Below are 13,073 nucleotides of genomic sequence, written 5' to 3' on the forward strand. Positions count from 1 at the left end.
GTATACAACGACTTATTTTTAGTGTATACAAATTAAATTGATATTTATTCGGTTTATACTCGTTTTTATGTTGTAAGGAAAATAAGATTGTGACATGATATGAAAGAGAAAGGGGAGAGAAGATGAACATACTCACGTTTTACATATCGAAAGGTGGGTCAGGCAAGACGACCTGTTCTTTGAATATGGCTTACGCATTGGGTGAGCTGGCGCAACGAGTCCTCATCATTGATTTGGATCCCCAAGGCTCGCTCAGTAAGTTGATGTTAAAAGAATCCGACACGATTAAGTACATGACGATGTTTGATGTACATACACGGAATCTCGATATCCGAGAAGTCCTGTTTGATGATGAAACGTATCACGTGAGTCTTCTCCCCTCGAATGAACGAAATGCGAGGTTAATCAATCTGATCTCCGAGCAAGATAAGCTCTTTCTATTAAAGGACATGATTGCACCGCTCAAGGATGAGTTTGATTGGATTATCCTAGATTCGGTTCCATCGATCAATGAACTCTCAAAAGTTGTGCTTTCGACATCAAATATGACGGTCATCCCGTTCATGCCGAAGAAGCTCGTGTTCGACCAACTTGCGAGTACGGTCCGGACGGTCCAAAAAGTGAAGAAGTTCTACAACCCAGACCTCGTCATCACAGGTATTCTTCCTGTCGCGATGGATGCCTCTTTAAAGGCGGATAAAGAGTATCACGAAGCGATGGAAGTCATCGCGAAGGAAGAGTCACTAGACATCCTTCCGATGATCAAGCGATCCACCTTCATCGAGAAAGCTGCCGATAGTGGAAAGAGTGTCATCCAGTACCGCTCCAAAGAAGCGAAGGTACTCGCTGAACCGTTTCGACTATTGGCCAAACAAGTCGTCGAACAAGCAGGTGAGATATCATGAAGGCACGGAACCGCAATATTCATAAAATCAAACCGAGTGAGCAGCACCCGTATCAAAGCGGGTTGACGAATATCAGCTCGCTCGTGCAAAAACTTCCGGTCTCTAAAGAAGTCGAGGACCTCGTTCATGAAATCAATGAGCTCTCAAAAGTTCAAACGATTTCAGTGTTCGAGATCGGAAAGCGGCTCGTCATCGCCCGTTCTGAGATGCACGACAAAAAAGAATGGATGGGGTTCCTCGAGGCTGTATCGATGTCGAGTTCGCTTGCATCCCGATATATCAAAACCTATGAGACGTTACATCCACTTGAAGCATCACTTGCGAGCTTGCCGGCTTCCAAACTGTTTGAATTGATGTATCTCGACAACGTCGAAGAGGTAGTCGAACAGGGACTCTATATTGATGGAGAGTCACGAAGCGTTGACGAGTTGACGGTCAAACAGATTCGAGCGGCGCGTAAGAGCACTGAGTCTGTGCAACAGGTCAAAGTCAGCCCGTTTCAAAAAACAAAGAAACCATCTGCCGTCCTTTCAGCACGAATCCCGTCCGACCTGTCCGATCAGTTCCAACAGTATGCACATGCCCAAAACCGGAGTGTGAGTGAGCTGTTGACGGAAATCATCGAGCGGACCGTGAACGACAATATCATCGACGTCACAGACGAGAAGCGAGGAGACGAATCATGAAGAAAATCGCATTGTACAATCGAAAGGGCGGCGTCGGGAAGTCGACGACGACCATCAACTTGGCGCATGCTTATGCTCGTGACGGATTACGTGTCCTCGTCATCGACGCGGACGATCAGGCGTCTTCGACGAATGGACTCGGTCTCACGAACGATTACGAAGGAAAAGTCTTACTCGATTGTCTACTAGAAGAGAATGACCCATTCTACACACCAATCGAACAGGTCATTGTGACATGCGAGTATGAGACAGGTACCGTCTATCTTGTGCCAACCAGACGTTCGGCCTCACCCAGTGACTTAACGAGTCAAATCGGATATGAATATCGCCTCAGCGAAGAACTCGCCAAAATCGACGAATTGTTTGACATCTGTCTCATCGATTGCCCAGGATCGACTTCAGCGCTTAACCCTTATGCTCGCTGCGCACTCGTCGCGCAGGACCGCATCGTGATGCCTGTACAGATGCAGAAGTTCTCAATGGATGCCGTCTACTCGGCTCCAGAAGAGCTTGAAGAGATGAAGCGCTTCCGGGAAGACATCCATATCGCTGCCTTCATCCCGACGATGGTGAGTGCTCGCTCGAAAGGGGATGTCACGACAGTCGAAGAACTTGAAGAACTTGGGAAAGAAGTCGGTATTCCGGTTTTGACGACGATTCCTTATGCGGTGAAGGTTCAGACACTACAACGAGAGTCTCGTCCTGTCATTGATCACAAGAGCCCGGCAACCGATGCCTATTTACAACTTGCTGAGGAGGTATTGTCGTTATGACACGCAACCGAAAGAAACATACACCGAAGATTTCTACATTCAGTGCCAACCTTCCGGTGAATCAGAATCAACAAACGACGGATAGCCGTACGGAACAAGTCGATGCCGTGAAAGAATTCTCGGCGACGACGACCGTGTCGAACCCTTATCAGGCCCTGCCGGCGACGGGGTTGTCACGTATCATCACCAAGAAGCTCCCTGAGGATATGGACGGAATCGTTCAATATTACAACCACATCGATGCGATTCAAGCGACTAGCTTTGTCGAAAAGTGTCGTATACTTGCACACGCAAATAGTCTGTTCCGTGATCCTGAGACGAAGAAAGAGTTTAAACAAGAAGAAGGAAATTGGAAAGACTTCTTAGCCAAAATTGGCATGTCACATTCTCAAGTGAATCGATTTGTCTCATTTTGGAATACGTTTGGTCCGAACATCTTAGAGAAGACGCTCGAGCAAGATTTCAGTGCAACGAAGCTTGCTGAGTTGTTGTCGTGGCCAGAAGATCCGAAGCTCGCGCTACTCGAGAATAAGAAGTACTACACAGCTTCAGGAGACAAGACGGTGTACGAGATGACACGTGAAGAACTCCGTGAAGTGAAACGGATGTTGATCGAACGTCAGGAACAACGCGTGCTCGAAGTCGAAACTAAATCTGTGAAACCCATGCGTGTACAGATTCGCTTTGCTGATCTGACAGATCCTTTATACGTCGGATTAACGCAAGCCGCGCAAAAAGAACATGTGTCAGAAGATGAGATTATCCGGCGGGCTCTCAGTGCCTATTTAAATACGAATTAAATTGAGAGAAGCGAAATACATCATGGCCCACGAAGATTCTTAACATACCGAATCAGAGTGGGTCATTTTCATCAGGAGGGACATACATGACTTACTCTAATCAATACAAGGACGTGGAAAGTATCATCGATACCTTGCTCGTGCTTGATACGTTTTGCGCCTCAAGAAACATCGAAGTCGAGTTTGTTGTGGTTGGCGCCTCGGGGATCCTTCTCTTCATTGAAATGATGAATAAAGATGCCGAGTATCGTCCGACGCGAGATATTGACATTCGCGTGACGGAGGGCGTTGTGACACCTGAATTAAAAGAGGCACTTCATGAATATGAAATTGAAATTGTCGAAGGGGTCATTCAGTTCCCACCCCGTGAAGACTTTAGAGAAAATGAATTCCGTCATAAGATCGAAGGTCTATTCGAGGCGATTGATGTGTATGTCCCTGACATTGAACTATTAGCATGTACCAAGATCTTCTCCTCTCGCCAAAAGGACTTAGAGGATCTCGAAAAGACGAACCTATTGGAACTTTGCGATAAAGACAAACTTCTCGAACTTGTAGAGGAATATAAAGCGAACATGACGTGGGACGATCCATTTTGTAACGTGCACGACTTGAGTCGAATTTTTCAGGAAAAGGGTATATAATAAATCAAAAGAAGAGTAGAGGAGGGTGACCGATGACGGACAGTAATCATGTACTTCTGCAAAGCGAGCTAGCGGATGAACTGAATCGTATGCAGGCAGGTGGGACAAGCTATCGCTTAGAGACGGCTCAATTGGCTCTGGCATTAAGTCGTCATGTATCGGTCCCTGAATCGCTACGTGACCGAGAAATGGCTCGCCAGTATGTTCGATCTTCACTGCTTGATTTACAGGACGACCGGGCAGAGGATGTGGCAAAAATGCTTAGTATGGCAGCACGGCGCGCCTACAACACTCCTGAAAGTACGTTCTCGGTAGATATGAAAGTGAAATTAGAAGAAAAGCGTAATCGATTCAAGAAGCGTGGATTGCGGGTGAAATCTTAATTGGACCAAGTCGAGTCATTTTTATACTCTCATGAGGTTATGATTCTACGTGTGAATGAAGCATCTTTGGTCAAGTCATTGAACATGTATCAGACGATTTCTTCAAACCGTTAAATACTTTGTTTGTAATAAACATAAGGGTACTAGATTCAGTCACTGGTTGACTCAATCTAGTACCCTTTTCGTATCATTGTTTATTTTGTTGGGTGCTCCGCTCACGCAGGACCGCGAGCTCGACCTGTTCCTGTAACCGGTTCTCGAATGTCTCTTTCTCTCGACGGAGGAGCTGGACTTCTAAGTGCAGTTTCTGGTTCTCTTCTTCAAGCTGGTCAAGACGGCGTGTACGAGCTTTTAAGTCGTCGACAGCGTCCATAAGACTTTGATTTTGCCGATAGAGCTGGCTACGTTCATCTTCTAGCTTTTTCATGTCTCCTTCTAGATGAAAAACTGTTTTTTTCTGCTCTTTTAGTTCTTCTTTGTTAGACACACGTTCTGTTTCCAATGCGTCTTCAACGATTCTCTTTTCAGCGATTAGTTGGTTGATTTGATCTTGTAATTGAGTGAGTGCAATTTCATGTGACGACACCTTTCGCTCATACTCCTCTTGGAGTCGTTCAGCTTCTGCAATTACGCTTTGTTCAAGGTCATGAATGGTATTTTTATATCGCGCGTTGATTCGCTCATGTTCTTTTTGTTGCGTTTCTAGTCGAGTGGCTCGTTCATTGAACAGGGCAAGCACTTGATTCAGTGCTGCTTCGAGTGATTCGTTCTCCTTGACGACTAAGGGGTCCGGTGACTGTTTATCGGCCAATGATATTAATTGCTCGAATAATTGGTTGGTTGATATTTGACGTTGCTCCATTAAACGCTGAATATGTTCTTTCACTTCTTGTGACACGCGGAATGACGTCACCTTGGTCTCGTTTGATTCCAATTCTAATCCCTCATTTGGTTATTATTTTGTATACAGCATATGTAGTTCCTATATTTAAATCATTTAAATACAAGTTGTTATAAATAAGAGTCACTCATAAACTGGCACTTTGTGGTGTAGGAAGGTATACATTTCGACGTCGAAATGTATACCTTCCTACACTTTTTACTTATGAGAATGTCTCAATAGTAAGCTAGTAGTCGAATCATCTATTTAATCCTAGCGACTAAGCAACAAAACGCTTAAGACAATTCCTACTTTGTTTTATTACATCATATAAGAGATGACAGTAGTTAACAATTTAAAGCTGTATGAGGTCAAAAAAAAACATACAAAATGGACACGAATATATAGATTGACAAATAACGTTTACATTCGTGAACTCAAATCGATTACAAATGTAAACGAAAAGAGAGGAGAAAAAATGCTTTCGAAATTTCAATTATCTGATTTGCAAATGGTTAATCACTCTACGCAGCCTGTAGTCTTAAAGTTCACCACCGATTGGTGCCCGGGATGCCGTCAGCTCGCACTACTATTTGAAAGCGTTGCTGAAGGATATCCAGATGCGTTTTCTAGACAAGAATATAGCCAATGAAGACTGAATAGCGAACCCAAAAACATAATGGTTGACAGTCGACGTTTACGATTGTAAACTGAAAACAAATAAAACGTTTACGATTGTAAACTTAAAATTGGAGGTTAGACAAATGGCTGAACATGTCGAAAAACAAATCACGGATTCAGAATGGGAAGTCATGCGTGTCGTTTGGGCCCAAAAGCACGTGACCAGTAAAGAAATCATCGAGGTATTGGAAAAGAAGATGAGCTGGAAGCCTGCGACGACGAAGACATTCATTGGAAGGCTCGTGAAAAAAGGGATGCTCTCAACCGAGGCCGAGGGGAAGAAATTCATCTACTCCGCGAACGTCGTTGAAGGTGACGTCATCAGAGAGACGTTACACGATCTACTCGATCATATCTGTGACAGGGATGTCGGTAACACAATCGGAACGATGATCACACAGGCGACACTGAGTGTACAGGATATCGAGAATCTCAAAAAAATCCTTGAGATGAAGGAAAGTGAAGCGGTGGAGGACATTCCATGCACCTGTACCCCGGGTCAATGCAGATGTCAGGACCATTCCTGTGGATCCAGACATTGAGTTTGAAATGATGTCATGAAGGTAGTGAATAGGAGGAGATTCAAGATGAAAAAAACGATTTTAACGATTAAAGGTATGTCATGCGCTCATTGTGTCAACAAAGTCGAGTCAGCACTTGAAGGTCTGAATGGGGTTGAAAGTGCGAAAGTCAACTTAAAGAAAGGCATTGCAAAAGTGAAGTACGATGAAACACGACTAGATGTGAATGAATTTAAAGAAGTTGTGGGCGAGGTCGGTTACGAAGTCGAATCAGCCCAATAATAATGGAGGTAAGACGATATGGAGAGTAAGACATTTGCCGTGGAAGGGATGACCTGTGCGTCCTGCGTTCAGACAGTTGAAAAAGCAACAAAAAAATTGCCTGGCGTAGTGACCTCCAACGTCAACCTAGCGACTGGGAAATTGAGCATTCATTACGATGAGACGAAAATCTCGCCGCTGGATATTCAGACGACCGTCGAGAAGGCTGGCTACAAGGCCTCAACCGAGACCGAGCAAAGATCATTTGTCATCACAGGGATGACTTGTGCCTCGTGTGTGCAGACGATTGAGAAGGCCACGAGGAAAATGGTGGGTGTGACTGAGTCGAATGTGAACTTGGCGACAGAAAAATTAGTTATTCGATATGATCCTCAGCTGGTGACTGTATCAGATGTCATCCGAGTGGTGGCAAACGCCGGATATGAGGCAAGAGAAGATCAAGAATCAGCGGATAGTCAAGATACCGAGAAAGAAAAGAAACTGAAAAAAATTCAATCGATGTGGAACCGATTTGTAGGGTCGGCGATTTTCACGATTCCATTACTCTATGTGGCGATGGGGCATATGATCGGCCTACCCCTACCGATGGCATTGCATCCAACGATGAACCCAGAATTGTTCGCTGTCTTGCAGCTCATGATGACCATCCCAGTGATGTTATTCGGATGGAAATTCTTCTCCGTCGGATTTAAGACATTGTTCCGAGGGCATCCGAATATGTATTCACTTGTCGCCCTAGGGACGAGCGCAGCCTTCTTCTATAGCGTCGGTGCCACCATGGCTATCCTCTCAGGTTATGAGGGATACGTGAATAGCCTCTACTATGAGACAGCCGCAGTCATTCTCACGCTGATCACATTAGGTAAATATCTTGAAGTCCGGTCGATGGGTAAAACATCCGAAGCGATTGAAAAATTGATGGGACTGGCACCTAAGACGGCAAAGGTCGTCCGCAACGGACAAGAGTTAGAAGTATCAATCGACGAAGTCATCGTCGGCGACACGATTATCGTAAAGCCTGGTGAGAAGATTCCGGTGGATGGCGTGGTTCTATCAGGTAATACGTCTGTAGACGAATCCATGCTGACCGGTGAAAGTATCCCTGTTGAAAAAAATGTGGGTGCTCAAGTCATCGGTGCCAGCATCAACAAGAACGGGATCATCCAATACCGAGCCACGAAAGTCGGTAAGGATACAGCGCTATCTCAAATCATCAAATTGGTCGAGGATGCACAGGGCTCTCGAGCTCCTATCGCAAAACTGGCCGATATCATCTCCGGATACTTTGTACCGATTGTCATCGTCGTCGCGATCCTTTCAGGAATTGCATGGTATTTAGGCGGTCAGACCGGCCTCTTCGCCTTGACGATCACGATTTCAGTACTGGTCATCGCCTGCCCTTGTGCACTAGGTTTGGCCACACCAACAGCAATCATGGTGGGTACGGGCAAAGGTGCTGAGAATGGTGTGTTGATCAAGAGTGGCGGCGCCTTGGAGACGACCCATAAAGTCCAGACGATCGTGTTCGACAAGACAGGGACGATCACTGAAGGAAAACCGAAAGTGACAGATATCGTGACAGTGAATGGACATCAAGAAGATGAGTTGTTACGCTTGACAGCTTCCGCTGAAAAAGGGTCTGAACATCCATTGGGCGAAGCAATCGTAAGAGCGGCAGAGGACAGAATGATGCGTGTCATGGATATCGATCGTTTTGAAGCCATCCCAGGGCACGGGATCGAAGTCCTGATCGACGGAAAAGTCTTGCTTGCCGGAAACAGAAAATTGATGAAAGACCGCGGCATCTCACTGGATGTCCTTGAAGGCGCTTCAGACAAACTCGCACACCAAGGCAAGACGCCGATGTATATCGCGATTGACCAACAAATCGCAGGGATCATCGCTGTCGCAGACACCGTCAAAGAAAACAGTCGTAAAGCCATTCAGAAACTTCAACGAATGGGTATCGAAGTAGCCATGATCACCGGAGACAACAAAGGTACGGCCATGGCGATTGCGAGACAGGTCGGGATCGATCGGGTACTGAGTGAAGTGTTACCTGAAGATAAAGCGAACGAAGTGAAGAAGTTACAGGCCGAAGGGAAGAAGGTCGCAATGGTCGGTGATGGAATCAATGACGCACCAGCCTTGGCCCAAGCAGACATCGGAATCGCGATCGGTTCGGGTACTGACGTTGCGATCGAATCTGCAGACATCGTCTTGATGCGAAGCGATTTGATGGATGTACCTACAGCTGTCGAATTGAGCAAGTCAACCATCCGCAATATTAAACAGAACCTGTTTTGGGCATTTGCCTATAATGTCATGTGTATCCCGTTTGCGATGGGGATTGTTTATCTACTTGGTGGGCCCTTATTGAACCCGATTCTTGCTGGAGCGGCCATGAGTTTAAGCTCAGTCTCGGTCCTGGTGAACGCACTCCGTTTGAAACGATTCCAGCCTTCGATGATCAAATAAAAGGAGGAATTGGGATGGATAGAGATTTACAGCTCGAACTTTACACGCGTCCGACGTGTTCAGATTGTCAGGATGCCAAAAAATACTTAAAAACAATCTCAGTCTCTTATGTGAACAAAGATGTGGGTGTGAACCTTGACCTTGAACAAGAAATGGTAGCGATATCAGGGAATCGAATCGTACCACTGTTTGTCTTCTACAAAAAAGGGATGCTCAGAAAAAGAAGAGTAGTGAAGTACTTTGTTGGCTTCGAGAACAACAAAGAAGAGATTCTAACATTGCTACGATAAGCAACGATAGCTCACTCTCAGAACCTGTTGAAAGCGTGTCGCGCAATGAGGGACACGAACATAAGGTGGCGAGGGTGTAAAAAAATCGATACTTTTACACCCTACCCATGTATGGTAATTAAATAATCAGGAGGAACATATAATGAAAAAATCAACATTTCAGGTAGCGGATATGTCTTGTGGATCTTGTATCAATAAGATTGAAGGACACGTTGGAAAGTTAGCGGGTATTGAATCAGTGAAGGTCAATCTTTCGGCGGGAGAGGTGGACGTGACGTTCGATGAAAGCCAACTCACACTTTCTGAGATTGAAACCGCAATTCAAGAGACTGGCTACGAGGTAACGGAGGCGACCGTTAAAATCGGTTGTTCTTGCTGCAAGTAATGGAGGTCGAGTGACGGTGCGATCAAGGACTACACAAAGGAGTGTTAAACGTGAAAGACCATGGACATCATCATATGAAGAACTTGACGGGAAATGAAGTGTCTGTAGAAGCTAAATATGAATTCGGGAAAATCAGTATCGAGTTAAAGGATCAACATCAGCAAGCCCCGGAACTCGAAGTCAGCCATGAAAAGGAATTCCATTTGATTCTCGTGAACGAAGACCTAACTGAGTACCGACACCTCCATCCGTTTAAAAAGGGTGAGGGTCGATTCGAGCAACCCGTCCAACTTGAGGCAGGGGCGTATAAACTCTTCGTGGATATTCAGCCTAAGGGACTGGCATATCAAGTGAAGCCGGTTCACTTACAGATTGATCATCAGTCCTCTTCCTCTATCGAATCGTCACTTAAAGTGGATGAGCGTCTGACGAAGACGATCGAAGGTCATACCGTCGAGCTGTCGATTGACTCTTTAAAAGCGCATGTCCCGACTGTCTTCAGCTATGACACCAAAGAAAGTAACCCGGAGCCATACCTTGGAGCACTTGGTCATGTCGTCATCTTGGATGAAGCCGGAGAACAGTTTATCCATGTGCATCCTTCTTCTCATGATACGACGGAATTTGAGACGGTCTTCCATAAACCTGGCCTATACAAGGTCTGGGCCGAATTCCAGTTCCATGGGACTGTGCACACCTATCCTTTCGTCATTCGTGTCTCAGATTGACCATGAGCGACCCATGGTTCCTCGTTGGGTCGCTTTCCTGTAATCGTTGTAAGCATAATTTTCGAAGGAGAGGACTCAGATGATAGAAAGTGAGCGGCTGGACACTCATGGTGATCTAAAAACCAAGATGAAATTCATCCTTCTACTCGCGTTACCAGCGGTTGCCGAGAATTTTTTCCAAACGTTGCTCGGATTTGTCGATACGCTGTTCGTCTCAAGAATCGGCCTAGCAGAAGTGTCAGCGGTAGGAGTGACGAATGCCATCCTCGCCATCTACTTTGCTGTCTTTATGGCAATCGGTGTGGCAGTAAACGTTTATGTCGCCAATAACTTAGGCGCAGAACGAATCGAGCGCGCGAGACATATCGCGCAGCAGGCCATCGTCCTATCTGTCGTGGTCGGGGTGACCTTTGGGGTCGTGACGCTATTTTTCGCTGAGCCTCTCCTGCGGTTGATGGGGGTGGAGAATGACGTTTTAGAAGCTGGTAGCACCTACTTCAAAATTGTCGGGATCCCATCGATCGTGATGGCATTGATGTTTGTGCTCAGTAGTATCTTACGAGGTGCGGGAGATACAAAATCACCGATGAAGGTGAGCATCGTCATCAATGTCGTCAATATTGTGCTCGACTATATGTTGATTTTCGGTTTTTGGATCATCCCCGAACTTGGTCTCGTCGGAGCGGCACTCGCGACCGTCATCGCCCGGCTCGTCGGGACGCTCTTATTGATGAACTATATTCGTAAGACGGAAGTGATCGCCTTCAGGAAAGATTTCTGGAGACCGGATCTCGAACACCAGTTGGAGCTCGTGAACCTTGGAAGCCCGGCGGCTATCGAGCGATTGGTCATGAGAGCCGGACAGATCGTGTATTTCGGATTCATCGTGGTACTCGGGACGAACACCTTCGCCGCGCATCAAATTGCAGGGAATCTAGAGGTGTTCTCTTATATGTTGGCATATGGTTTCGCGACAGCAACAACCATTCTCGTCGGTCGCAACATCGGAGCGGGAGACCACGAGACCGCCAAAGAATATGCCAGATTGAGCACGTTCATGGCGATGGGCTTCATGTCCTTATTCGGGGTCGTCTTATTCTTCTTCGGAGGATGGGCAGGTTCACTTTTCACCGACGATCCCCAAGTCATCAAAGACATCGATGTCGCGTTAAAAATAGCAGCGGTCTTCCAGCCTTTCCTAGCAGTCGTCCTTGTATTGACCGGTGGATTCCAAGGAGCGAACAATACGAAGTTTCCAATGTATCTGACCACGATCGGTATGTGGGTGATCCGGACTGGGGCAGTATATGTATTGGCGATTCAGATGCAGATGGGCATTGCAGGAGTGTGGATCGCCATCGGTCTAGACATCATCTTTAAGGCGATCGTCCTTTGGATTCAATTCAGCCGAGGGCGTTGGATTGTAGCGGAATCCGAACCACAGAAACCCTGTCATCCCCAAACCAAGCATGAAGACGTGCGATGTATAAATAATTACTAACACTGGGCTAGAAATTGTAGGAAAGAGCAAAGTTGTTCTTTCCTTTTATCTTTTCTGAAAAAGTTATTAAAGGAGCCCGTCACGCCGACCTAAAGAAATCGAATCAGTGGTGAAAAACACACATATGTCATGCGGCCTATAGCTACTCGATTATAAAAAATGGATATTTTTTTGTTCAGTATAGAAAAAACCTGGTCTTCGTCAAAAAGAACCAGGTATTTAAGAAAGTTATTGTTTATTCAAATCCATATTAGTTGTCAGTCGATGAATATGAACGGCTAGATAAGCTAGTTCCTCATTAGGAATTGTCACACCGTGCAACTGTTTAAGGTAGTCCCGTACTTTGAATGAACCATTCATGGCCTTTGGGTAGATGTTCGCAATCTGTTCAAATAGTTGATCGGATTCTTCATTCAATATTTTTCCAGCATAAAAGCGTTCAGCGAAATATTTCACATGTGTGATGAATCATGAATAACGAATATCTTCTTCATCGGTTTCAATATTGTAAGCATTATGAAAACGTCCAATCATGAGAAGTTTATTCAATTTCTAAACGAGCGCCAAGAAGTAGTGGAAGCCCATCGTGTATCAGGAGAAGGATGTTGCCATCTAAAAATAAAAGTGACATCTCAGGTAAACTGTACCCTGAGTAGTAGACACTAAAAAAGTCTACTGCTCAGGGTTTTTGTGTACACTGGACTAAATCATATTGGGAGTGAATTCGAGTGTCGAAGAAGATGTTTACGTCAAAAGAAATAGATGCGCTAGCCGCAAATCCTTACGTTAAATCTGTGAGCCCGAAAGGGATCACGTATACAGATGAGTTCAAGGAACTCTTTATAGCACAGACGTTGGAAGGGAAGTTCCCTGTGGAAATCTTCCGGGGATGTGGATTCGATGTGGAGGTACTCGGTGAACGGCGTATGAGTTCTTGTAAAAATCGCTGGACACGGGCTTACCGAAAAGATGGGGTAATGGGGCTACGCGATACACGATCAAGTAATTCAGGAAGGTGGAGAGATAGAGAACTGTCTACAGAAGAACGGTACGCGAAGCTCGAGGCCGAAAACAAGCTGTTGAAAGCAGAGGTCGAACTATTAAAGGAGATCCGCCTGGCGGAAGGGAGAGGAAAG

General features: G+C 45.6%; 18 protein-coding genes. 16 read left to right on the plus strand and 2 right to left on the minus strand.

The window, feature by feature from the left end; genetic code table 11:
* Positions 1-122 precede the first annotated feature (122 nt).
* The 6 genes from KNP67_RS14065 to KNP67_RS14090 all read left to right on the plus strand — a co-directional run bounded on the left by KNP67_RS14065 (position 123) and on the right by KNP67_RS14090 (position 4,191).
* Positions 123-905: a ParA family protein gene (locus KNP67_RS14065; RefSeq protein WP_214756876.1), complete on the plus strand. Its 783-nt coding sequence runs from the start codon at positions 123-125 to the stop codon at positions 903-905.
* Complete coding sequence (locus KNP67_RS14070) at positions 902-1,591, plus strand: hypothetical protein (RefSeq protein ID WP_214756877.1); 690 nt, start codon at positions 902-904, stop codon at positions 1,589-1,591. Before KNP67_RS14065 ends, KNP67_RS14070 begins: the two co-directional genes overlap by 4 nt.
* The gene (locus KNP67_RS14075) at positions 1,588-2,364 is read left to right on the plus strand and encodes a ParA family protein (protein ID WP_138858539.1); all 777 of its coding nucleotides are present in this window, start codon (positions 1,588-1,590) and stop codon (positions 2,362-2,364) included. The genes KNP67_RS14070 and KNP67_RS14075 overlap by 4 nt, the downstream gene beginning before the upstream one ends.
* The gene (locus KNP67_RS14080; RefSeq protein ID WP_138858538.1) at positions 2,361-3,164 is read left to right on the plus strand and encodes a hypothetical protein; all 804 of its coding nucleotides are present in this window, start codon (positions 2,361-2,363) and stop codon (positions 3,162-3,164) included. Before KNP67_RS14075 ends, KNP67_RS14080 begins: the two co-directional genes overlap by 4 nt.
* A gap of 86 nt (positions 3,165-3,250) precedes the next feature.
* Positions 3,251-3,808, plus strand: a complete 558-nt coding sequence (locus KNP67_RS14085) for a DUF6036 family nucleotidyltransferase (RefSeq protein ID WP_114167414.1) — start codon at positions 3,251-3,253, stop codon at positions 3,806-3,808.
* A gap of 32 nt (positions 3,809-3,840) precedes the next feature.
* Positions 3,841-4,191, plus strand: coding sequence for a hypothetical protein (locus KNP67_RS14090; protein WP_138858537.1), 351 nt, complete (start codon positions 3,841-3,843; stop codon positions 4,189-4,191).
* Positions 4,192-4,378: 187 nt separating this feature from the next.
* On the opposite strand, the gene KNP67_RS14095 is transcribed toward KNP67_RS14090, so the two are convergent.
* A complete protein-coding gene (locus KNP67_RS14095) occupies positions 4,379-5,125 on the minus strand; it encodes a hypothetical protein (protein WP_029336170.1) in 747 nt (248 codons plus the stop codon).
* Between the two features lie 457 nt (positions 5,126-5,582).
* Here KNP67_RS14095 and KNP67_RS15605 point away from each other — a divergent pair, with 457 nt between their 5' ends.
* From KNP67_RS15605 to KNP67_RS14135, 8 genes are all read left to right on the plus strand, one after another.
* On the plus strand, positions 5,583-5,723 hold the full coding sequence (locus KNP67_RS15605; RefSeq protein ID WP_353048191.1) for a thioredoxin domain-containing protein: 141 nt from the start codon (positions 5,583-5,585) through the stop codon (positions 5,721-5,723).
* 112 nt (positions 5,724-5,835) lie between these two features.
* Positions 5,836-6,294, plus strand: a complete 459-nt coding sequence (locus KNP67_RS14105; protein ID WP_029336169.1) for a CopY/TcrY family copper transport repressor — start codon at positions 5,836-5,838, stop codon at positions 6,292-6,294.
* 45 nt (positions 6,295-6,339) lie between these two features.
* The gene (locus KNP67_RS14110; protein ID WP_029336168.1) at positions 6,340-6,555 is read left to right on the plus strand and encodes a heavy-metal-associated domain-containing protein; all 216 of its coding nucleotides are present in this window, start codon (positions 6,340-6,342) and stop codon (positions 6,553-6,555) included.
* An 18-nt stretch (positions 6,556-6,573) separates the two neighbouring features.
* On the plus strand, positions 6,574-9,033 hold the full coding sequence (locus KNP67_RS14115) for a heavy metal translocating P-type ATPase (protein WP_214756879.1): 2,460 nt from the start codon (positions 6,574-6,576) through the stop codon (positions 9,031-9,033).
* A gap of 14 nt (positions 9,034-9,047) precedes the next feature.
* Complete coding sequence (locus tag KNP67_RS14120) at positions 9,048-9,323, plus strand: glutaredoxin family protein (RefSeq protein ID WP_029336165.1); 276 nt, start codon at positions 9,048-9,050, stop codon at positions 9,321-9,323.
* 142 nt (positions 9,324-9,465) lie between these two features.
* Positions 9,466-9,708 carry a heavy-metal-associated domain-containing protein gene (locus KNP67_RS14125; protein ID WP_214756880.1) on the plus strand — a complete coding sequence of 81 codons (243 nt, stop codon included), beginning with the start codon at positions 9,466-9,468 and terminating at the stop codon, positions 9,706-9,708.
* A gap of 50 nt (positions 9,709-9,758) precedes the next feature.
* On the plus strand, positions 9,759-10,436 hold the full coding sequence (locus tag KNP67_RS14130) for a hypothetical protein (protein WP_235420268.1): 678 nt from the start codon (positions 9,759-9,761) through the stop codon (positions 10,434-10,436).
* Between the two features lie 79 nt (positions 10,437-10,515).
* Complete coding sequence (locus tag KNP67_RS14135; protein ID WP_214756881.1) at positions 10,516-11,937, plus strand: MATE family efflux transporter; 1,422 nt, start codon at positions 10,516-10,518, stop codon at positions 11,935-11,937.
* Between the two features lie 228 nt (positions 11,938-12,165).
* Here KNP67_RS14135 and KNP67_RS15420 read toward each other — a convergent pair whose 3' ends face one another.
* Entirely contained in the window at positions 12,166-12,393 is a 228-nt protein-coding gene (locus KNP67_RS15420; RefSeq protein WP_270810937.1) for a PRD domain-containing protein, read from the minus strand.
* A gap of 60 nt (positions 12,394-12,453) precedes the next feature.
* On the opposite strand from KNP67_RS15420, the gene KNP67_RS14145 reads away from it, so the two are divergent.
* Both KNP67_RS14145 and KNP67_RS14150 read left to right on the plus strand, forming a co-directional pair.
* Positions 12,454-12,603 carry an Lrp/AsnC ligand binding domain-containing protein gene (locus KNP67_RS14145; protein WP_214756882.1) on the plus strand — a complete coding sequence of 50 codons (150 nt, stop codon included), beginning with the start codon at positions 12,454-12,456 and terminating at the stop codon, positions 12,601-12,603.
* 62 nt (positions 12,604-12,665) lie between these two features.
* On the plus strand, positions 12,666-13,073 hold a 408-nt coding region (locus KNP67_RS14150), incomplete at its 3' end, for an HTH domain-containing protein (RefSeq protein ID WP_353048284.1).

Origin of the sequence: Exiguobacterium sp. s157, assembly GCF_018618205.1 — a bacterium.
Lineage (GTDB): Bacteria > Bacillota > Bacilli > Exiguobacteriales > Exiguobacteriaceae > Exiguobacterium > Exiguobacterium chiriqhucha.

What these genes read in the sequence shown, in the direction of transcription:
- KNP67_RS14065 (WP_214756876.1), top strand. Translation starts at nt 123, where the DNA reads ATGAACATACTCACGTTTTACATATCGAAAGGTGGGTCAGGCAAGACG.
- KNP67_RS14070 (WP_214756877.1), top strand. Translation starts at nt 902, where the DNA reads ATGAAGGCACGGAACCGCAATATTCATAAAATCAAACCGAGTGAGCAG.
- KNP67_RS14075 (WP_138858539.1), top strand. Translation starts at nt 1,588, where the DNA reads ATGAAGAAAATCGCATTGTACAATCGAAAGGGCGGCGTCGGGAAGTCG.
- KNP67_RS14080 (WP_138858538.1), top strand. Translation starts at nt 2,361, where the DNA reads ATGACACGCAACCGAAAGAAACATACACCGAAGATTTCTACATTCAGT.
- KNP67_RS14085 (WP_114167414.1), top strand. Translation starts at nt 3,251, where the DNA reads ATGACTTACTCTAATCAATACAAGGACGTGGAAAGTATCATCGATACC.
- KNP67_RS14090 (WP_138858537.1), top strand. Translation starts at nt 3,841, where the DNA reads ATGACGGACAGTAATCATGTACTTCTGCAAAGCGAGCTAGCGGATGAA.
- KNP67_RS15605 (WP_353048191.1), top strand. Translation starts at nt 5,583, where the DNA reads ATGGTTAATCACTCTACGCAGCCTGTAGTCTTAAAGTTCACCACCGAT.
- KNP67_RS14105 (WP_029336169.1), top strand. Translation starts at nt 5,836, where the DNA reads ATGGCTGAACATGTCGAAAAACAAATCACGGATTCAGAATGGGAAGTC.
- KNP67_RS14110 (WP_029336168.1), top strand. Translation starts at nt 6,340, where the DNA reads ATGAAAAAAACGATTTTAACGATTAAAGGTATGTCATGCGCTCATTGT.
- KNP67_RS14115 (WP_214756879.1), top strand. Translation starts at nt 6,574, where the DNA reads ATGGAGAGTAAGACATTTGCCGTGGAAGGGATGACCTGTGCGTCCTGC.
- KNP67_RS14120 (WP_029336165.1), top strand. Translation starts at nt 9,048, where the DNA reads ATGGATAGAGATTTACAGCTCGAACTTTACACGCGTCCGACGTGTTCA.
- KNP67_RS14125 (WP_214756880.1), top strand. Translation starts at nt 9,466, where the DNA reads ATGAAAAAATCAACATTTCAGGTAGCGGATATGTCTTGTGGATCTTGT.
- KNP67_RS14135 (WP_214756881.1), top strand. Translation starts at nt 10,516, where the DNA reads ATGATAGAAAGTGAGCGGCTGGACACTCATGGTGATCTAAAAACCAAG.
- KNP67_RS14145 (WP_214756882.1), top strand. Translation starts at nt 12,454, where the DNA reads ATGAAAACGTCCAATCATGAGAAGTTTATTCAATTTCTAAACGAGCGC.